This window comes from Nostoc sp. DSM 114160, assembly GCF_053470305.1.
This window is the reverse complement of the sequence record NZ_JBPFGO010000002.1, coordinates 671,250-691,597: the sequence shown is the minus strand read 5'-3', so window position 1 is coordinate 691,597 and position 20,348 is coordinate 671,250. Positions and strand designations below refer to the sequence as shown.

The 20,348-nt window shown below is 39.4% G+C and carries 13 protein-coding genes and 2 pseudogenes; 8 read left to right on the top strand and 7 right to left on the bottom strand.

From position 1 onward, the window contains the following. Positions 1–89: 89 nt before the first annotated feature. Genes ada through NSTCB13_RS19970 form a run of 3 tightly spaced genes read left to right on the top strand, consistent with a single transcriptional unit; the run spans position 90 to position 2,858 of the window. Positions 90–1,169 (top strand): bifunctional DNA-binding transcriptional regulator/O6-methylguanine-DNA methyltransferase Ada, encoded by a 1,080-nt coding sequence (gene ada, locus NSTCB13_RS19980; RefSeq protein ID WP_448273585.1) that lies wholly within the window; start codon positions 90–92, stop codon positions 1,167–1,169. Continuing rightward, on the top strand, positions 1,153–1,791 hold the full coding sequence (locus tag NSTCB13_RS19975; RefSeq protein WP_448273584.1) for a DNA-3-methyladenine glycosylase family protein: 639 nt from the start codon (positions 1,153–1,155) through the stop codon (positions 1,789–1,791). The genes ada and NSTCB13_RS19975 overlap by 17 nt, the downstream gene beginning before the upstream one ends. Positions 1,792–1,844: 53 nt before the next feature. After that, positions 1,845–2,858 carry a DMT family transporter gene (locus NSTCB13_RS19970; protein WP_448273583.1) on the top strand — a complete coding sequence of 338 codons (1,014 nt, stop codon included), beginning with the start codon at positions 1,845–1,847 and terminating at the stop codon, positions 2,856–2,858. 183 nt (positions 2,859–3,041) lie between these two features. On the opposite strand, the gene dapF is transcribed toward NSTCB13_RS19970, so the two are convergent. Continuing rightward, positions 3,042–3,881 carry a diaminopimelate epimerase gene (gene dapF / locus NSTCB13_RS19965; protein WP_448267481.1) on the bottom strand — a complete coding sequence of 280 codons (840 nt, stop codon included), beginning with the start codon at positions 3,879–3,881 and terminating at the stop codon, positions 3,042–3,044. A gap of 69 nt (positions 3,882–3,950) precedes the next feature. On the opposite strand from dapF, the gene NSTCB13_RS19960 reads away from it, so the two are divergent. Then, positions 3,951–4,169, top strand: a complete 219-nt coding sequence (locus NSTCB13_RS19960) for an Hfq-related RNA-binding protein (RefSeq protein ID WP_445631090.1) — start codon at positions 3,951–3,953, stop codon at positions 4,167–4,169. A gap of 387 nt (positions 4,170–4,556) precedes the next feature. On the opposite strand, the gene NSTCB13_RS19955 is transcribed toward NSTCB13_RS19960, so the two are convergent. From NSTCB13_RS19955 to NSTCB13_RS19940, 4 genes are all read right to left on the bottom strand, one after another. After that, positions 4,557–6,341 carry a diguanylate cyclase domain-containing protein gene (locus NSTCB13_RS19955; RefSeq protein ID WP_448273582.1) on the bottom strand — a complete coding sequence of 595 codons (1,785 nt, stop codon included), beginning with the start codon at positions 6,339–6,341 and terminating at the stop codon, positions 4,557–4,559. A 694-nt stretch (positions 6,342–7,035) separates the two neighbouring features. After that, positions 7,036–9,375: a cation:proton antiporter domain-containing protein gene (locus NSTCB13_RS19950; RefSeq protein WP_445631092.1), complete on the bottom strand. Its 2,340-nt coding sequence runs from the start codon at positions 9,373–9,375 to the stop codon at positions 7,036–7,038. 105 nt (positions 9,376–9,480) lie between these two features. After that, a complete protein-coding gene (locus NSTCB13_RS19945) occupies positions 9,481–10,458 on the bottom strand; it encodes an SDR family NAD(P)-dependent oxidoreductase (protein WP_445631093.1) in 978 nt (325 codons plus the stop codon). Between the two features lie 12 nt (positions 10,459–10,470). Then, positions 10,471–11,364, bottom strand: coding sequence for a hypothetical protein (locus NSTCB13_RS19940; RefSeq protein WP_448273581.1), 894 nt, complete (start codon positions 11,362–11,364; stop codon positions 10,471–10,473). Positions 11,365–11,689: 325 nt separating this feature from the next. Between NSTCB13_RS19940 and NSTCB13_RS19935 the strand changes: the two are divergent. From NSTCB13_RS19935 to NSTCB13_RS19925, 3 genes and pseudogenes are all read left to right on the top strand, one after another. Then, positions 11,690–11,858, top strand: a pseudogene (locus NSTCB13_RS19935) (transposase); the annotation flags it as partial. 548 nt (positions 11,859–12,406) lie between these two features. Beyond that, entirely contained in the window at positions 12,407–13,399 is a 993-nt protein-coding gene (locus NSTCB13_RS19930; protein ID WP_448273580.1) for a hypothetical protein, read from the top strand. 597 nt (positions 13,400–13,996) lie between these two features. Continuing rightward, positions 13,997–16,583, top strand: a pseudogene (locus NSTCB13_RS19925) (GAF domain-containing protein). Between the two features lie 262 nt (positions 16,584–16,845). On the opposite strand, the gene NSTCB13_RS19920 reads toward NSTCB13_RS19925, so the two are convergent. Then, positions 16,846–17,928: a response regulator gene (locus NSTCB13_RS19920; protein ID WP_448273579.1), complete on the bottom strand. Its 1,083-nt coding sequence runs from the start codon at positions 17,926–17,928 to the stop codon at positions 16,846–16,848. A gap of 658 nt (positions 17,929–18,586) precedes the next feature. Between NSTCB13_RS19920 and NSTCB13_RS19915 the strand changes: the two genes are divergently transcribed. Further along, positions 18,587–18,751 (top strand): hypothetical protein, encoded by a 165-nt coding sequence (locus NSTCB13_RS19915; RefSeq protein ID WP_448273578.1) that lies wholly within the window; start codon positions 18,587–18,589, stop codon positions 18,749–18,751. 583 nt (positions 18,752–19,334) lie between these two features. Here the strand turns inward: NSTCB13_RS19915 and NSTCB13_RS19910 are convergent. Beyond that, on the bottom strand, positions 19,335–19,826 hold the full coding sequence (locus NSTCB13_RS19910) for a hypothetical protein (RefSeq protein WP_448273577.1): 492 nt from the start codon (positions 19,824–19,826) through the stop codon (positions 19,335–19,337). Positions 19,827–20,348 lie beyond the last annotated feature (522 nt).

Genomic DNA, 20,348 nt, shown 5'->3' with positions numbered 1-20,348 from the left:
CGATACATTTAATCTAGTTTTACCTAAAGGTAAAAACTAATCATGGGCAATCCCAAGTGGGGTACTTGCAATAGATTTGAGAGGGATGAATGCAATTACAACAGACACAAATTTTAGAAGAAACACTATGGGAAGCAGTTCTCAATCGAGACTTTGCTTTTGAAGGTAAGTTTTTCTACGGTGTTCGCTCTACAGGCATTTATTGCCGACCTATTTGCCCTAGTCGCAAACCGAATCGGAATCAAGTTTGTTTTTTCCAGTCGGTACAAGATGCTGAAATTGCAGGTTTTCGACCTTGTAAGCGCTGTCAGCCACAATCTGAAATAGTTCCAAATACAGCCAAAATCTTAGCAGTATGTCGATATATTGAAGCACAAGTTGATCGCATACCAACCCTATCGGAATTATCCTCTCAGGTAGAAATGAGTCCTAGTTACCTACAAAGAATATTCAAGCAGATAATTGGCGTATCGCCTTTTCAATATGCAGATGCGCTGCGTAGCCAACGGTTGAAGCAGCGTCTTCAGTCAGGAGAAGAAATTGCTGATGCAGCTTACAACACGGGGTATGGTTCAAGTAGCCAACTGTATGAGAAAGCACCTAAACAATTAGGAATGACACCAAAAATTTACCAACAAGCTGGAAATACAATCAACATTGTTTATGCGATCGCTCCATGTTCGCTAGGATATTTGCTTGTGGCAACAACAAAGAAGGGTATCTGTGCCGTTAAACTAGGTGATGAAGCAGACAAGCTTGAACATATCTTAAACCAGGAATTTCACCAAGCGCACATCATACGTGACGATCGCACACACAAGGAATGGATACAAGCAATCCTCGACTTCATTGCGGGAGGTGAAACGCATCTTAATTTACCACTTGATGTCCGTGGGACAGCATTTCAGAAACAAGTTTGGGAAGCATTACAAAAAATTCCCTATGGCGAAACCCGCACTTACACTGATATCGCCTGTGATATTGCCAAACCCCAAGCAGTCCGCGCGGTGGGTAATGCTTGTGGAGCTAATCCGATCGCGGTGATTGTACCATGTCATCGGGTGCTGCGGAGTGATGGCAGTCTTGGTGGTTATCACTGGGGAGTTGAGCGCAAACAAAAACTGCTTACACAAGAATCGAAATTTCTCAAAGATGACTCAAACACCTGAACTAGAATCGTTGACTGAAGAAAGCCTTACCCGTGGTTTAATGGTGCTTGCCAAACTTGATAGTGATTTGGCTGGGATTTTAGAAACACTGGGGCCTCCACCGATGTGGAAAAGAGAACCGGGTTTTACAACACTTCTGTGCATCATTCTAGAACAGCAAGTTTCCGTAACAGCTGCAAGGGCTATATTTAACCGTCTATGTGCAGTGGTTGTAACTTTAACGCCAGAAAACTTTTTGATATTAGATGATGCTCAATTAAGAGCGATTGGATTCAGTCGGCAAAAGATTCTATACTGTCGTGGGTTGGCGAATGCTATTGCAACTGGTCAGCTTGACCTCAGCAAGCTAGAAACAATGGACGAAACTACTATCAGAACAGAGTTAAAGCGCCTCAAAGGTATCGGAGACTGGACAGTTGATATTTATTTGCTCATGGCGCTGCAACGTCCTGATGTCTTTCCTAAAGGCGATTTAGCGATCGCGATCGCTTTCCAAAAACTCAAAAACTTGGCGACGCGTCCAACACCAGCACAACTAGAAGCCATGACACAGCACTGGCGACCGTGGCGAGCAGTTGCCGCAAGACTTCTATGGCATTATTACCTAAATAATCCCAAATAATTGCTACTTCTTTCTTGGTGCACTCGGCGGTTCGTATTATAAATATAAACTAAATGGCAGAAAATCAATTAAGCCTAACACCAGAAAATGATAAAACTTCAAAAATCCTGCCGATAATCATAGTAATAATTGCATTATTCGCTTTATCTTCAACAGCAATATTTATTAAAATTGCTGTTAGAGAAATGAGCGCTGTTGCTACATTATTTAATCGGTTATGGATAGCAACTATTATCTTTGGCTTATGGAGTGGAATTAACCAAGTACGGACTCAAATTACAGAAGATAAACCTGTATTACCACAGCAGCCTTATCCAATCAAAGAGATAGCGCTTTTAATCGCAGTGGGTCTAGTTCATGTATTAGGTAGATTATCTTGGACTTGGTCGCTAACTCAGACTGGTGCTGCGAATGCTAATGCCTTAGGTAGCCTCAATCCGCTATTTACTACTTTAGGAGGATGGCTATTTTTTAATCAAATTTTTGGGCGCAAATTTATCATCGGTTTGATCTTAGCTATAATCGGTGCGATCGCTGTTGGATTTGAAGATTTATTGCGTTCTAATAATAATATTACAGGTGATGCTGTTGCTCTCATCTCATCGATATTTTATGCAGCAAACTTTTTACTTATTGAGCAGATCGGAAATAAGTTTTCAACGATCTCTATTCTTCTGTGGCGTTGTGCGATCGCAACTTCATTGATGATTCCAGTAGTACTAATCTGGGAAAAACAAGTTTTCCCAGTTACTTTGTCGGGATGGTTAGTAGTATTTGCGCTAGCTGCTATTTGCGAAGCCTTGGGTCATGGGCTAATTGTATACAGCCTCAAAAATTTCTCATCGGGATTTATTTCTTTACTTTTACTACTCAATCCAGTGATTGTTGCGATTCTTGCTTGGATACTTTTCTCGGAAAACTTGAGTATTTTTAACTTGTTAGGATTGGCTTTAATTGTCGGGGGTATATATTTAGCAATTTCTAATAAAGAAGCTGTGCAATCTAAAATTAATAGCCAGATTCAATCTCCAACAGAAACAGATTCATCCGCCAGTTCCCCAAAATAATACCAATTTGAAAAAAATAATGCGACAAATAGACCGTATTGTAGAGACGCGATTCATCGCGTCTTTACCCAAGGACGTGTTGCAATCATTAATTGAATTGCGATAAGAAACGATGGCACAGCCCGCCACAGACATCGCTGTTTCTATGGCACTACTACTTGAGTAATGCCAATAGTAAGTCGGTTACAGTTTACCAGTGAATACCTTTTGGGCCGGGCCTGTCATGTAAACCCGTTGGTCGATTTCTGACCATTCAATTTGCAAGGGGCCACCTGGTAATTCTACAGTGGCGGTGCGATCGCATTTCCCGGTTAACACACCAGCTACTAAAGAAGCACAAGCACCAGTCCCGCAAGCTAAGGTAATTCCAGCACCCCGTTCCCACACCCGCATTTTCAAATAGTCACGGCGTACCACTTGCATAAATTCGGTATTTATGCGTTGGGGAAAAACTGGGTGATGCTCAAATTTCGGGCCGATGGTTTCTAGTTCAATTGCTGCTACATCTTCTACAAAGGTGATGCAATGAGGATTTCCCATATTTACACAGGTGACTTCCCAAGTTTGCCCCGCCACCTCCAACGGCACAGAAATGACTTTTTCTTCGGCGGGTGCAAGAGTGGTAGGAATTTCGCTAGCGAGTAACCTGGGTAAACCCATATCTACTTTAACTTGACCATCAGATAAAAGTTGGGGAGTCATTACACCACCCAAAGTATGAATGCGATATGAATCTTGATTCCGGGATTCCCCTTCTAAGTCTGCTAAAAAGCCAGCTAAACAGCGAATGCCATTGCCACACATTTCTGGTTCTGAACCATCGGAATTAAAAATCCGCATGGTGTAGTCAGTGCCGTTTTCTCCAGGTAAGGCAAAAATTACACCATCAGCACCGATACCAAAGTGGCGATCGCACAACTCGATCGCTTGCTCTGGAGTCACTACAGGCAAAGATGACGAGCGATTGTCAATCAAAATAAAGTCGTTGCCTAGACCATGATACTTAGTAAATTCGATTGCCATTTCTTCAAGGATGAATTATCAAGGATTAGTTACTCTTTATTTTGCCTTGTAGGTTCATCTTTACTAAAAATGCTTACTGAATTTGACACCACTTTACCCAGTATTAGACAAGTCCAAAACCTGATAAAACAAACAACACCAGTAGAGTTAAAGCTGCTGACTGGTGATGTACTCACAGGAAAAGTTTTATGGCAAGATCCACAGTGTATCTCTATTGCTGATGAAAACAGTCAGCAAACCACCGTTTGGAAACAAGCGATCGCCTACATCAAGCCGAAAGTGAGTTAGGAGCGAGGCAGAAACATCACAACCCATCGCTTTAAGTGATTTCTCACAAAGAATCTACCCAGGTTGACGAGTTTCGACACTTCAACAGGCTCAGTGCATCGCTTTGCTCAACTCTCGATCCCTTAGTTGGTTGAGCGTACCCCTCCGGGGAAGCAAGCTACGCGTAGCGTCTCGTAGAGAAGTCGAAACCAACGGCGACGGTAGATTTATTAACGGAAATTGCCTTATCACTTGCTTCACTCAAATTAAAAATTCAAGCCCACTGCTTAAGCCGTGGGCTTGGAATAAAGATGCCTTGCGCCTCGCATCTCGAAGCAATTCTTTATTTATTGTGAAATACAAGCCCACAATTAAAGTTGTGTATTTTTAATTTTTTCATCACTAGACTCAGGTTTTTGCAGCACAAACCCACTGATTGCGTCCTTGTTCTTTAGCTTTATATAAAGCTTTATCTGCGGCATTAATTAAATTTTGAGATGAACTTTTATCTGTTGGCATTTGAATTGCAACACCTAAACTGACAGTCACAAAATATTGAAAATTATTCTTCTTCTTATGGGGAATTTTTAACTCTTGAATAGATTTTTGAATCAACTTAGTTATTTTAATCGCACCTGATTCGTTCGTATTTGGTAAAATTACAACAAATTCTTCACCACCATAACGAGCTAGTAGATCGGTAGGACGCTTTAATACAGATTGTGCAGCACGAGCAACTTGTATTAAGCATTCATCCCCAGCTAAATGTCCATAGGAATCGTTATAATCCTTGAAATAGTCAATATCAAATATAATTAAAGATAAATAATTTTCACTTAGTCTTAATCGATCCCATTCCTGCTCTAAAAACTGATCGAAACAATGACGATTGGCGATTTGGGTTAGAGCATCTAGTTTACTAAGTTTTTCTAGCTGAGAATTTGCTAGTTCTAAAGCATTGTTTGCTTGAGCAAGTTGATTAGCTTGAGAGCGGAATTGCTCTAATAATTCAGAATGTTCTAAAGCTACATTAAACTGAGCAGCTAACTGATGGATAAATTGAATTTCCGACTTTTTCCACTCGCGCGAACAATGGCACTGATGAACGCATAGTAATCCCCATAAAGTTTTTCCTTTCATTAAAGGTGCAACAATTTGTGCCTTGATTTGAAATTGCTCTAACAGTTGAATGTGGCAATCTTTTAGCCCAGCTTGATAAATATCTGATACTACCTGTATACGCCCTTGGTGATAAGCAACTGCATATTTTTCACCAAAACAATTATCCTTTACCTTGATGGCGATCGTAGAATCGTAGTCAGGCAATACATTCTCGGAGACAAATTTACCAGAGGTATAGTTCGATCCCGGATCAAATCGAAAGATACTGACGCGATCGCTCCGTAAAGCCTTACGAATTTCTCGTACAGTAGTCTTAAACAAGGTGTCTAGATTCAGAGATTCACGAATCTCAGCAACTAAATTAAACAGAATATCCTGCTGCTGATTTGCTTTATACAGTTCTACTGCTTTTTGTTCTGCTTGAGCTAAAAATTCTGCTTGTTTAACTGCAAATCCTAACTGCGTTGCAATCTGAGACAAAAACTGAATTTCTAATTGTTTCCATTCATGTGGCTGTGAGTGCTGATAAGCAGCAAGCACTCCCCACAGTTTTTTTCCCACAAAAATTGATGCAGTTGCATAAGCTCGAATATGGAACTGTTCTAAAATTTCTATATGGCATTGAGATAAGCCTGCTGCGTAAACATCTGAAACAACTAAAGCTTCATTATTACGATACCGTCCACCTTGATTTTCTTGTAGATAAGAGTCATTCCAAACTGTATTTTTTCCTAATGTATCTACATCATCCCATCCAGTTTCTGCAAACTCAAAGTCGCTAACAAATTCTCCACCCCAGTTTTCATAGAAACGATAAACGGCAATCCGTTCGACTCGGAGTAACTTGCAAGTTTCTTTAGTAGCTGTACGAAAAATTGTTTCTAATTCAAAAGAAGCTCGAATTTTGCTAATAACTCGGTAAAGCGCCCTTTCTTGCTTTTCTAGCTGCTGAATTTGAACTTGTTTCTCATAGAGTTGAGTTTCTAAATTACTAACACTAGGCTGTCCTAAAAGCTTACAGAGTAAATTAGCAGATGCTCTAGTAATAATACGTAAACTTGTGTACAACATTATAAGTATAATTTCAGAAATATTTAAAAAATGAAAAGATACAGCTACAACGATGTAAAAACGTAGTTTTTCTTAGTTTATAACCATTATCGCGTAAGAAACTTTCGCAATTGCTTCTCTTCATCTGACTTTTGCCATTAAGCCTTAAAAAGCTTTCTCACAAATAATTTTGGATAAAGTACTGTAAATACAGTACAGTAATTATCATTATCGCCAAAGTATCTGATAACTGAAAATATGAGATGAAAAGGTATTGTAAAGACAGAATAAATTTGTAAAAAGTAAAGCTCAATTCTTAGATAAACTCAGTTATCAAACAAGGTAATCAAATTCAATAGACTAAAAACTTCTGCGATTGACAAAGATCAAGCAGATAACCCCATTAGATACTTTTTTGCAAAAGAGAATCAAAATTTAGAGTAGTCAAGAGCAAAAGATCGCCGTCCCCATGTTTGATTTGTCACTTTATCCTGCAACCACTTTTCAAACATCCTCTTAAGCTCTTATGGATGGACTGTTACCGAAACTGAGCTGCAAATGACTCAATCTATGATGATGTCCGCATCAGAGATAACATCTTGGATCTGGGTATTATCCTAAAAGAATATGAAAAAGCACCCCAAATAGCCAAGTCACTACCATCCCAAAGGCGCGATCGCTATATTGAGCCACTTAGCTTGTGGAGTCTTAAAGTTCAATCAGTTACACTATCGACAGGTAGAAAGTCTTTGAGCGCTTCTGCTTCACCAGCTTTTACCACTGGGATAGACAGGGGTACTGAACTAGCGCTCGCAAATAACTGTTGTAGTTGACTCAAACCTGTCAAGCCACCACATAACAATACTTGGTCGCCGACTCGCAAATCCATACCGCCATCAGGATAGCGGATAAACTTACCATCTCGCCGGATCGCCTGTACTTGGACTCCATATTGCTTGGCGATATCTAAATCTGCAAGGGTTTTACCTTGTGTTGGCGCGTCTGCATTGACTGTAACCCACTGACAAGCACTATTTTCTCCGGGAACAGCCACTTGTCCCTTAGCGAATTCTGCCAAAGCTGCCAGTTCTTCATTAGCTCCCACCACCAACAAGCGATCGCCTTCTGCCAATTTGGTTTGATTATTGGGATAATCAATTTCTTCGCCGTTAGCGCGGCGAATTGCCATCAAACTCGCTCCTGTTAAATAGCGCATATCTGCCTCTTCTATGCTCATGCCAATTAAGGGCGAATCAGATGGTAAAGGATACCAACGCTGATTTAAATCGCGGGTGGCTTGGCGCAAATCACGAGCAACTTCAGTTGCAGAGCGCTCTGGCCGCAAATCTAAATAATGATCGTTGCGGATTTGCTGCATTTCTCGTTGGACTACAGGTGGCGACAACAAGCCTAAGCCAGTTAATAAATAGGTTGCCATTTCTAAACTGGCTTCAAACTCTGGTTGTACAACTTCCCTGGCTCCCAATTGATACAGCACCTCAATATTTCTATCCTGGTTAGCACGGACAACCAAATCTAATTCTGGGCGCAATTCTAAAGCGCGTTTCAAGCAAAGACGAGTACTTATGGGATCTGGGAGTGCGATCGCCATTCCTTTGGCATGATTCACCCCGGCAGTTTCCAAAACGTGTAAACTGACGCAATTACCATAGACATAAGACACCCCAGCCTCGCGTAACTGCTGAATTCTCCTCTCCGATTGGTCGATTACTAGCACAGGTAGGTCGTGTTGCTGCAACAACTTCACCAAATTCTTGCCGACTCGCCCATAGCCACAAACTACCACATGGTCTTTGAGAGGCAAGTCTTCCGACACATCCTGCACCTCATCTTCTTCTAAATACGGTTTTAACCAAGGCATTGATTCGGCAAAGTTAAATAAAAATGGCACTAACCGCAGTACAAAAGGAGTCAGCATCAGAGTGACTGCGGTGGTTCCCAAAATTAATAAGTATATTTGTCGAGACACCAGCCCCAAAGACTGCCCTTCACTAGCGAGAACAAAGGAAAATTCTCCAATTTGCGCCAATCCCAAACCGGCGATGATGGCTGTTTTCAAAGGGTAGCGGAATAGTTTTACTAGGGGCGTGATAATCAAAAATTTACCGACAAAAACTATTGCCACCAACCCCAAAATCAATTCTAGGTTGTTCCACAAAAACACTGGGTCAATTAACATCCCAATGGCAGCAAAAAATAAACTGGCAAAGATATCTCGCAGTGGTTCGACATAAGTCAGGGTTTGGTCGGCGTACTCTACCTCAGAAATCATCAAACCCGCGACAAATGCCCCCATTTCAATGGACAGTCCCAAATGCTCTGTCAACAGGGCAATGCCTAAACACAGGGCTACAACCCCTAATAAAAATAGTTCTTTACTTTCGGTACGGGCTAGCAGTTGCAACAAAGGCGGTATCAGCCAAATCCCCGCAGCGACAGCCCCAGCAGCAAATAAAGCAATCGAACCTAGCGCTGTGAGGACAGCAATGCCAATAGTTTCTGCTGGTTGATTGAGGGCTGGTAAGACTGCTAACATCAGTCCTAGTGCCAAATCCTGGACTACCAAAATCCCCAGCATCACTTGCCCGTGGGGCGTTTCCGTTTCGTTGCGCTCCATCAAGCACTTGAGGACAACGGCTGTGGAAGACAGGGACAAAATACACCCCAAAAACATCCCCTTCGCAGGTAAGGCTCCCCAGGCTCCGCTTAACCCGCATACTAAAACTGTCACCAAAATCGTCAAAGCAATCTGGAGTCCACCTCCACCAAGAGCGATCGCTTTTACCTTCTTGAGTTCCGCAAAGGAAAATTCTACACCCAAGGCGAATAACAAAAAGGCGACCCCGAACTGTGCCAGAGTCTCGACTTGAATCAGTTCTTTAATCAATCCCAGTCCCGTTGGCCCAATGACTATCCCACCAATGAGATACCCCAACAGCACGGGTTGTTGCAAAAGTGCCGCTAATAGTCCGCCACAGGCTGCAACACCTAGAACTAAAACTAAATCAACAATTAACCGAAAATCTTCTTGCACCAGTTTTAAAAGAACTATTAAGACCTATTAATTCAGGATACAAAGTTTTATATATCCCAAGATAGTTTGTTTAGATATTGGGCATTGGGCATTGCCCAATACCCATTAAATTTTAGGCGAACCAAGGGCATTCAATAACAGCAGTGACCACGGCATTTTTATATCGGGTATGAGCCATGAGTACTTTCTCAGTACAGGCAATGCAGCAGGTAATACAAAACGTAGAGAGCGTAGGGATGCGGGCCGATCGCCATTTTCATCTACAAGATTATATTTCTTAGCCAGTTCGGCAACAATCTGCACGCGTCCTGTATGGCGGATTATATTTGGCTCACTAGCAAGTGCAGCGATCGCTCGTCCAGTAAATAAGGGAGTTTCCCAGTTGTAGCGATCGCTCAAGAATGAGTTTTTCGGGTCAGTAGCATTAGTTTGATTCATCTCAGAAGCAAAACTGGAAAAAAGCTCAGTACCAACAATACCCGGCCAAATTGAAACAGAAGCGACGTTATGGGGTTTTAACTCAACAGCCATATTAGCAGCTAGGCGATCGCAAGCTGCTTTGCCAACACCATAAACTGTATTAAACAGATAAAACATACTACCCCATGAAGAAATAGTACAAATTAGTCCAGAGTTACGCTTAGTCATCATCCGAGCTGCAAAAACACTCGCAACATAGTGGCTGCGAAGACCAACGTTGTTGCTAGCATCCCAAAGACTTGGTTCAGAATCCCAAAAGGGCTGTCCCTGAGCGTCTTTTAATGCCTGAACTCCTGAGTAAGCATTATTTACCAATAGGTCGAGTTGGCCATTTTGCTCATCTTGAATGCGATCGAAAAGCAAACGCACCTGCTCATCGTCGCTGTGGTCTACTTGGACGGGAATGCATACACCACCGACTTCCTCAATGGCTGATTTCGTTTCACTAAGACTCCCTGAAACCCCATCACTAGAGGAGTTGTTCAGGCTGCGACCCGTAACGTATACAGTTGCACCTGCTTCACCAAGGCCAATGGCAATTCCCCTACCAATTCCCCGCGTAGCACCTGTTACTAAAGCCACTTTACCTTCAAGGTGTTTCATGAGCGCTCATTTCTAATCTTTTACCGTTAAATATTGATTATTACAATATTCTTTCGTCGCTGTGACTGAAACAACTTCTACTTCTATGGGTTTTTCTTTAGTTCCGTCGATCAGAAACTCACTAGCTCCTTCACGAGGTTTTTTTGGATTTCCCCAATCATAGGTGTAACCTAAACCTGTCCAAGGATAATGTTCTTGACTAGCAACGGCATAAGAAGTTGTGTATATCTCTTGCAAAATCGGATAACTAGCAGGAATCGGGATCTCAAAAACATTACAACTAGAATCATTAATTTCTGGATCGACACATGGTCTACTTAAATCTTCAGCTTTCACCCACATTTCGACAAAATGCGTCTTATTTGAATTTCTATTTAAAATTAAGCCTAAATACTGCTGTAACCTCAGAGAAAGCATAATATTACCAGGAATATTTATACCGATCCCCTTACAATTTTGACAAAATTCCTTAACTTGAGGAACAGCTGTTAACCAAGTCCGTGCCTCTATGCTTTTTTTTGTACCTACCTTCCAATCCTCGGTTGGGTTTTTGACATATTTCCAACTCGCCATCAGATATTCAATTTTGCCGTTATTTTCTCTCCACTTTATTTGAGGATTAGTTTTTGATAATGACCAAAGATTTTTTATTACTTTATCTTCACTCGGTCTTTTTGCATCCTCAATCGCTGCATCTAACTGTCTTTTTAGAGCGTTATAACTTTCTGGTTTAGTTTTCTCCAAATACTCATTGACATTTGGATTGGTTTCTAATTGCGCTACTAAATACTTTCTGAGGTTTGATGTACTCTGTGTGGGAATTTCTCTAGCTAGCAAACTGGAAGATCCGACTGCTAAAAATGCACCTGTCAAACCTAAAAATACTTGAGTCTTTAATTTTTTCATTAAAATAATCCTGTGGATTTCCAATAAGAGGGTGAATGTTTCAGCCCATCTAATATATGGGTTCAATTCAAAGATTGAATCTGATTTTATATTTATGTTTGCCTGAGATAATATTGTGCTTAATATTTTTAATTAACTCTATCTGTAGAAAAATAAATATCTATGAACTAGTAGTACTCTGTCAAGACTAAATTGATGGATAAGCAAGTTGGTAGTAAGGACTTTAGTCCTTAGAGGCTATTTATAAAGTAAATATAAAGGTGGTGGGTTAAGGTAAATCGCAAAGATAGGATACTTTGAAGACAGTGTATGTACTTAGTACGCAATGGCTGCAAAAGCTTATTCTACCGACCTTAGCGACTTAGAATGGGAAATTCTCGCTCTTCTGATTCCAGCAGCCAAATCTGGAGGGTATTCTCTCCTAAGGGGAGATGCTTTGCGAACGCACAACTGATGTGTGGGAAGTATGTAATGCTATCTACTGGCGTGACAAGCTCAAAATAGTGCGTTAGATGTAGGTTGGGTTGAGCAACGCGAAACCCAACATCGATCGGAGTGTTGGGTTTCGTTCCTCAAGCCAACCTACAATTTTTTTGCAACAATTTAGCCTTGCCACGCCAGTACTATATATGTTGTTATGGCTCGCATTATCCTACATCGTCTAGCCGCTTAAAGATTTACTGTATAAATGGTCTCTCATTCTCACTATTCCCTAAGATAGATTTTTTTATCGCAAAACGTAATAAACCATTTAGGATTTGTATTCAAGTCTGAATAGTGAAAACTATTACAACGAACAAGAAATTACTGTGATTGAAAATCACGAGTTTAATAACTGCCGAATCGATATGATTGATGGCACTTACAATGAGTCAATAAAGGTAGATTGTATTAAAGCAGATAGGGATTTTAACAAAATCGGTCGTCATTAGACTCAATGTTATTTGCATGAGCATCACTTTTGATAACTAGATTAAGTTTTTCTTATTCTCAATGTTTTAAATTAAATGAAAAAATATCCAGAAAATTAAAAATTAACGTTATGTCCAATACACCTAAGAAACCAGATCCAAATTCTTCTAATACACCAGACCCGAATTCCTCTAATACACCAGACCCGAATTCCTCTAATATACCAGACCCGAATTCTTCTAATACACCAGACCCGAACTCTTCTAATACACCAGACCCGAATTCTTCTAAGCAAAATAATATTGTTTATAACTTATTTAATAGTATTTTTCCTAACTCCCCTTATTTTAAGTTTATAAATAGTACATTTTTTGCACATTTTTTAAGTAATCACCCTTTTATTGCCAATTCATTAATTTTTTTGATTATATTTTTAACTAGTGGGAATTTATATCAAAATTTTATAATCAATAAAATTTCCGATTCAACTTACCAAAATAAAATATGTCAAGAGACCACAAAACTGATAGAAGAAGAATTAGAAACCAAGAACAAATCAGGGGCTATAACTGTTTCTTATAAAGCATTCGAGGATAGTAAGAATGTAAACTTATTACCATTTAGTTGTGAATACTCAATAGAAGATGAAAATAAAAATATATCTAAAAGGGAAATTTATTTGAGATATACGCCTGTTTTTAGCGAATACATTAATGAAGAGTACAACAAGAAAAATGCTGACAAGAAAATGGAAATGAACGAAGTATGTAAGCACAGTACTATAGTAGTGCAGATGGAAAAATATGCTAAAAATAACTCTCTTTTTGACAAGAGTAAAGGAGATAATATCAAACCAGGAAGGGCTGAGATTTTAACAAACAAACCACATGCTTATCCAGTACATCGATGGGTTTGTCATTTTTCAGTTTCAAAAAAAACCAAAGAAGTTAAACCTACTTTAGGAGGTGGTAACGATTATATGATAGACCTCAATTTAGAACCATATTGCCGAATAAAAGCTTCTGAAGATAATAATAAGTTTACAGTACCTCACTATCGTGATTATGATAATCCTTATTCTTTCTATTGTACAAATCCTTTTTCGAATTCTGATTCTGAATGATTTTATGTAAATAAAGGAGTGAATAGACCAAAAAGATTGATGCAAAAATGTGCTTTTATATGTTTAGTTTTTATTAGAAAATAAGATGCGTTTGCTCTGGTAATTGGACACAGGCATCACAACAGGCAAATAGAGTGGTTTATGACCTGTACTAGTATTTTTTACTCAGCACTTCTTTTTCCGGCTAACATATCTGCGACAGGAAGCGATCGCAGTCACTGTAAAAATTGCGTATAATTACTTAAACTTTGCAGTAATTTTCAGATAAATCGACTATATCTTACGGATACAGCAATGCTCATTAGTCTGTTTCTGGAAAATATTATGAGGCTACACTAACAATCTCTCGCCTGTGGAAAATATTGTTTTCTCGTTTATGTGAGGGGTCTAACCCCCTACTGATGGCAGTGGGAAGGGGTTTTGGTCAAGCCATGCTTGTTGGTAATCAACTTGAGCGTTTATTCACAGGATGACGCTGGCTAAACAAGCGATTAAACTATGGATAATGTCAAGCAATTGTTGCTTTTAACACCACTTACATAAATTTAATCTCATTGTTAAATCTAAAACCTCATTCTGTTAGATAAAATACCAGTTATGTCAGCGTATCAAGGAAGTTATGGGGAAACCACCGATTTAATTATTGGTGGTAACAACCAAGAAAACCTCGAATTAACAGCAAATTCTGCTCCTGTGGGTGCTCTTGCCACAAGACAAGGAACTTTTTCTACGTTTCTTGCTCCCCTGACTCAAGATACTTTTAAACAGGTCGTTAAGGATGTCGAGCAAAAATTACAGATTGTCCATCAAACCCTATCAATGCTGGATTCTCATGGGTTTGAAACCATTCTGCAAGAAATGTTGCATTCGATTACCTTGAAAACCGGAGAATTACTAGGGGCAGACCGAACGACTATATTTTTATTGGATGAAGAAAAACAAGAACTTTGGTCAATTCTAGCTGAGGGCGAGGGCGGGTCGCTCTTTAGAAATTCGTATCCCCGCTAATAAAGGTATTGGTGGTGAAGTCGCCACTTTCAAGCAAGTTATCAATATTCCCTTTGATTTTTATAACGATCCGCGATCGCATTTTGCCCAAGAACAAGAAAAGAGAACTGGCTATCGCACCTACACCATGCTAGCTTTGCCACTTTTAAATGAACATGGGCAATTAGTTGCAGTAGTGCAATTACTGAATAAATTAAAATCTAAGAATAATTATGATGCTTCACTTGCAGAGCGCATTGATACCAGAGGTTTTAGCCGTGCTGACGAACAATTATTTCAAGAATTTGCTCCTTCGATTTGTCTGATTTTAGAGTCCTCACGCTCTTTTTATGTAGCGACTCAAAAACAAAGAGCAGTAGCGGCGCTGATGAAGGCAATCAAGTCACTTTCTCAAAGTAGTCTTGACTTAGAAGACACTCTGAAGCGGGTGATGGATGAAGCCAAGGAACTGATGAATGCCGATCGCAGTACACTATGGTTAATAGACCACGATCGCCATGAATTGTGGACGAAAATCACTCAGGATGATGGTTCAACCAAAGAGTTACGAGTCCCCGTAGGTAAAGGCTTTGCTGGGATAGTCGCGGCTTCTGGCAAAAAGCTAAATATTGGCTTTGATTTGTACTACGATCCTGACTCAGAGACAGCCCAAAAACTAGACCAGCAAAATGGCTATCGCACTTGTAGCTTGCTTTGTATGCCAGTATTTAATGCCGATCAACAACTGATTGGTGTTACCCAACTCGTAAATAAAAAGAAATCCGGGGATTTTCCCCCTTATAATCCAGCTGATTGGCCCAAAGCTCCCGACTGCTTCCAAGCTAGCTTTGACCGCAACGATGAAGAGTTTATGGAAGCTTTTAATATTCAAGCGGGAGTCGCGCTGCAAAATGCTCAGTTGTTTGCCACAGTCAAGCAACAAGAACAAATGCAACGGGATATTCTGCGTAGTCTTTCCAATGGCGTGGTTTCCACTGATAAAACTGGGTTAATTATCGCCGCCAATGAAAGTGCCAAGCGTTTGCTAGGACTGGAGCCAGAAGACCGTTTAGAAGGTAAATTAGTTACTGACGCGATCGGCATCAAAGAAGGCGACTTTAGCAAGTGGTATCAGGATGCTTTACATGCAGTTGACTTAAAAGGTCGTCAACAATATTACCCGGATCGCACACTTATCAGCACTGGTACAGAACAACATAGTATCAATTTATCGATTAACACAATAGCCGATGCTAGCGACCAAGAGCAAGTCCGGGGGGCGCTGGTAGTGATGGAAGACATCAGTGATGAAAAGCGGCTCAAGAGTACGATGTACCGCTATATGACCCAGGAATTAGCCGAAGAATTGCTGAAATTAGATGACGCTAAACTAGGAGGCGATCGCAAAGAAGTTTCGATTTTATTTTCCGATATTCGCGGCTACACCACATTAACAGAAAACTTAGAAGCAGAAGAAGTGGTGAGTATGCTCAATGAATATTTTGAATCAATGGTGGAGGCAGTCTTTAAACATAAAGGTACTCTTGACAAATATATCGGCGATGCCATCATGGCTGTATTTGGTTCTCCTCTACCATTAGAAGAACACGCTTGGATGGCAGTACAAACATCCTTAGAAATGCGCGATCGCCTACACGAATTTAATCAACGTCGCCATATAGATAATAAGCCCAGAATTAAAATCGGTATTGGCATCAACTCAGATACCGTGATTAGTGGGAATATTGGCTCCAGTAAACGGATGGAATTTACCGCCATTGGTGATGGTGTTAATCTTGGCTCCCGATTAGAAAGTGTTAGTAAACAGTACGGTTGCGATATTATTATTAGCCATAACACTTTTAAACCCTGCCAAGATAATATTTGGGCTAGAGAACTAGATTACATTCGTGTCAAGGGTAGAAACGAACCAGTAGCCATATACGAATTACTGGGTTTGCGTTCCAATCCAATTGAAAGCGAAAAATTGCAAGTGATTGAGCATTATCACAAAGGACGCGAATATTACCTCAGACGCGATTTTAACCGTGCTAGAGCTGAATTTGCCCTAGTTTTGGCAGCAGACAGCCAAGACAAAGCTGCTATGTTGCATCTGTTGCGTTGTCAGCATTGGTTACAATCACCCCCAACAGAATCAGATTGGGATGAAGGAGTCTGGACGTTTCAGGAAAAATAACCCCACCAACTTTTTGGTTATGGACTGTAACTAATACCAATTTCAAAAAAGATGTAAATTAACTGATTATTTATCACTGTTAACAACTCTCTTGCCTTACTTGGCGCACTTGGCGGTTCGTTTCATAATTAAGTGCATCTTCATAGCGAATTGATCTCAGACAATATTCTTTAACTATAATGATAGTGAAGCAAATAATATTCAACCTTAAATATCTAAAATAATAGGCTGTTAAAATGGAATAGCTTGCTATATTAGGAAATTAAACAATATGTTGAAAAATGACTTTTAGTAAATCTCCTTGTTTAAAAGGCTTAGTTAAATAGCCTGATGCTCTAACCATTTTAGCTTTAGCTCTATCTAGAAATCCTACTTTTTCTGACACCATAATCACAGGTGTATTTTTAAAATGTGAGTGTTTACGCAGCAAAGAGCAGAGTTCATATCCATCAAGATTGGGCATTGATATATCCAATAAAATTATGTCAGGTTTTATACGGATAATTTCCATTAAAGCTTTTAAAGAATCAGTGACTCCGATAACGGAAAAGGTTTGCTCATCTAAATAACTTTTAATAGCATTCAATACCATAGGACTGTCATCAATACACAAGATTGTATAGATTTTTCTGTCAGCAGGCGGTTGGATGATTTGCTGACCCCTGTGTGCATTAGTATTAATCGAGTAAGCTGCTGGTTTAGAACCGTGTATTTTAGGTAACTTTGGCGTAGTTTTGGCTTTAGATGGTAGCTCATTTATTTGGAAAAATTGTGAGGTATGCGATTGATAACTTGGCGATGTTTGACGATAAACCGTTTCATTTTGGGGCGTTAAACATCGTTCAACTAATAAACGAACATTTAGATGACAAAACTTTGGCATATCATCCAGAAAAGTCTCAGGAATAAATTCATAACTTCCCTCCTCTAAATTCAGAAATGACTCTATAACTTCTAGCGCCAATTGCTCTATCAGCATTGCTGCTTGAGAGGAACTGATATATTTCTGATTTACTAACCAACAAATAGCCAGATAATCTGGGTTAGGTATTGCCTGATTTTCAATACCAGTTTCAAATATCGCCCGCAACTGATCTTTGATTCCGTCAGGGAGAGTAGAAATTTGTTGGCTCAAGCGTTGCAAATTTCTGTAAAGCGGCTCAAACATTTTCTCTGAGTAGCTGGCATAAATTAGTTTACCCTCATCTACATATATTGACCAAGAGCCTGATGTGCTAAACACTTGTAAACAACCAGTAACCGACTTACCAGTGATTTTTTTCAACAAAGGTAGGGGCTGGAGCTTTTGAAAAAATCTGTATCTACTAATCGGAAGTGTCTTCATTGCGATCGCTCTGAAATAAAATTAACATTTGCAGGCAAAATTAGTGAATTACCTTTTCGGAATCCACCGTGACTTTGTTGAAAGCACTTTTCAGATAAATATAGCGGTCATATTTGAGTTAGTACAGAGATTCCACACCCCCCAACTCTTAATTCACCAATCTCTGTTAAGCTATAATCTACAACTTACAACTAAACCAATTAATGCTACTGACCAATAGCAAAATTGCCCGACTAGTTGTCAGGATATAGTATTTCAAAAATTAGATTGGTTTTCTGTATCTTTAGCTAATCTAGCCAATCTAACAGTAACTCAAGTGCCACACAAAGACCATTGGCTCTCGCCCATCAGTCACAAAAGTATCATTGTTATCCGTATTTTGTGGCCTAAAATTATAGATACTTGAATTCTCTTGCAAAAGTTTTTTGTCCCTAATCCTGAAGTCTGGAGTGACCAAAATCTACTGTAATGTAAACGTAAATGTTTCTCCATCAAGACTTATAAGCATTAATTCCGCGCTGACGAAGTATGTTTTTATATCCGTGACGAAAGTCGTCGGGTACTTTTTCAAGAAGTTTATTCTTGAGGGCAACTTCACAATCAAAAAAGTATTATTCAAAACTAAGCATTCCAAAAGTTCAATATCTTACTTAAGTTTGTGATTGTAGAGCAACTCTTAGTCTTGGGATTTGGCAAAGCGATCGCTTGCACAACAATAATGGTAAACCTCCGCCCAAGAATGAGTTTGCTGATAATTGCCGCCATGATGGTGTGTGGTGAGATGCGCAGGCGACTAAATCAGCAGAAGGGAATCTCTTCATAAGTACTGGAAACGGGTTTTAATGTTGTGTGAACCAAATAGCCACCCTGCACAAATTGGAGTGACAAATTCAAGAACTTACAGGGAAATTCTTGATTAGTAGTAGATACCATGCAAAATACCTGCTTTCAGCTAGATGGTAGATAACAAGTAACATACTCACTAAAACTTAGATTACTATAATTTTCAAAAAAAATTAGTAGAAACATCTAAACTTCATGATAAATCAGTAAAGTAAACATGAAAACTAATTAATATCATCTTCCAGAAAATTGTTATAAATATTTATTTGTTAAAATGTCTGGAAAAGCTGAAAATGTATAGTAAAAGATAATTATATGTTTGCTTATGGAATTACACTTAGAAAAAACTGAATTATTGTATGGTAGCAATTTAACTGAAAAATCCTAAGTTTGAAAAATCACAAATATAAATACAAAATTGTACGCTTAGGCGTAGCTTGTCGTAAACATCACATTCATCAACCCATAAGATATATGTCGCAAAAAGACGCAAAGAATTTCTTTGCGTCTTCAGAGTGAGATTTATAAGTGGACATTCTCACCGTTATACTTTCTCCATCTTCTTAAAATTGCTCCCGCCAGCACCAGCTTAAAAGTGTACCACCAGCTATCAGCTTCACTACTTCCAGCAGCCAATAACTACCGTGTAGTAAATTCATTGTCGATGGAATAGCAGCAGCAGCTTCAAATAGGTTGAGTTGAATTCCTATAGCGCACATCTGCGGACTTAAGAAATAGGTGTCAAGCACAGCGATAGTCAACAGCAGCACAGATAAAACAATACTGCCAATACTCCAGTGATATCGGGTTTTGCTCAAAGCTAGTGCCCCAGTCAGCACTACAGCAGCCGATAATAATTCCATCCGATTGAAGTTCCAAAAAATCGTATAGCCTGCTGTCGTAAAACCAGCTTGACTCATCATCCCAGAAAGATAAAGGCTAGGCATAATTACCCAGTCTAAAACTAGACTGGCACTGAGCCAAAAGCCCAAGGTCAATACGATCGCGGTTTGCCAAATTGGCCGTTTGAATTCAATGTTAGAAATAGCAGTCATAAAATAATTGCGTGTGTTGTATTTCTTTAGTTTCTAACTTCACTAGCAATTTGACAACTAATATCAACTAACCTTTACAAAGCGATCGCTCTTAACATTCTGAAGTCAATACCAAGATTTTTTAAACTAAGTTAATAAATCTTAAGATTTTCTAAAAAGTAATTTAAATAGATTTTTTCTGCGAGAAATACTCAAGCACAACCCTTGAGCAAATCTTTAAAATTCATAACTTAATACGCTTAGGTTAAGAGTTATTTATGTTAAGGTTGCCCTTTAATTATGAACTCAATCCCAATATTTATAAATACTTAACTTTTTATTGTAAAGCGACTAAGCGATCGCACTCATTCCCTCCTTTGACAGCTATCTAGCATAACAGTAACATTGTAATTTTTGAACGCAGATATGATATAAAACAGCGTGGAAGTAGAACGGTGTGGAAACATAAAACTATGTTAAGAAAAATTAAATAGACTCAAACCCTCTTCCCTCCTGCTCTCTGTCTTACAATTCTTAGAGAGG

What these genes read in the sequence shown, in the direction of transcription:
- ada (WP_448273585.1), top strand. Translation starts at nt 90, where the DNA reads ATGCAATTACAACAGACACAAATTTTAGAAGAAACACTATGGGAAGCA.
- NSTCB13_RS19975 (WP_448273584.1), top strand. Translation starts at nt 1,153, where the DNA reads ATGACTCAAACACCTGAACTAGAATCGTTGACTGAAGAAAGCCTTACC.
- NSTCB13_RS19970 (WP_448273583.1), top strand. Translation starts at nt 1,845, where the DNA reads ATGGCAGAAAATCAATTAAGCCTAACACCAGAAAATGATAAAACTTCA.
- dapF (WP_448267481.1), bottom strand. Translation starts at nt 3,881, where the DNA reads ATGGCAATCGAATTTACTAAGTATCATGGTCTAGGCAACGACTTTATT.
- NSTCB13_RS19960 (WP_445631090.1), top strand. Translation starts at nt 3,951, where the DNA reads ATGCTTACTGAATTTGACACCACTTTACCCAGTATTAGACAAGTCCAA.
- NSTCB13_RS19955 (WP_448273582.1), bottom strand. Translation starts at nt 6,341, where the DNA reads ATGTTGTACACAAGTTTACGTATTATTACTAGAGCATCTGCTAATTTA.
- NSTCB13_RS19945 (WP_445631093.1), bottom strand. Translation starts at nt 10,458, where the DNA reads ATGAAACACCTTGAAGGTAAAGTGGCTTTAGTAACAGGTGCTACGCGG.
- NSTCB13_RS19940 (WP_448273581.1), bottom strand. Translation starts at nt 11,364, where the DNA reads ATGAAAAAATTAAAGACTCAAGTATTTTTAGGTTTGACAGGTGCATTT.
- NSTCB13_RS19930 (WP_448273580.1), top strand. Translation starts at nt 12,407, where the DNA reads ATGTCCAATACACCTAAGAAACCAGATCCAAATTCTTCTAATACACCA.
- NSTCB13_RS19920 (WP_448273579.1), bottom strand. Translation starts at nt 17,928, where the DNA reads ATGAAGACACTTCCGATTAGTAGATACAGATTTTTTCAAAAGCTCCAG.
- NSTCB13_RS19910 (WP_448273577.1), bottom strand. Translation starts at nt 19,826, where the DNA reads ATGACTGCTATTTCTAACATTGAATTCAAACGGCCAATTTGGCAAACC.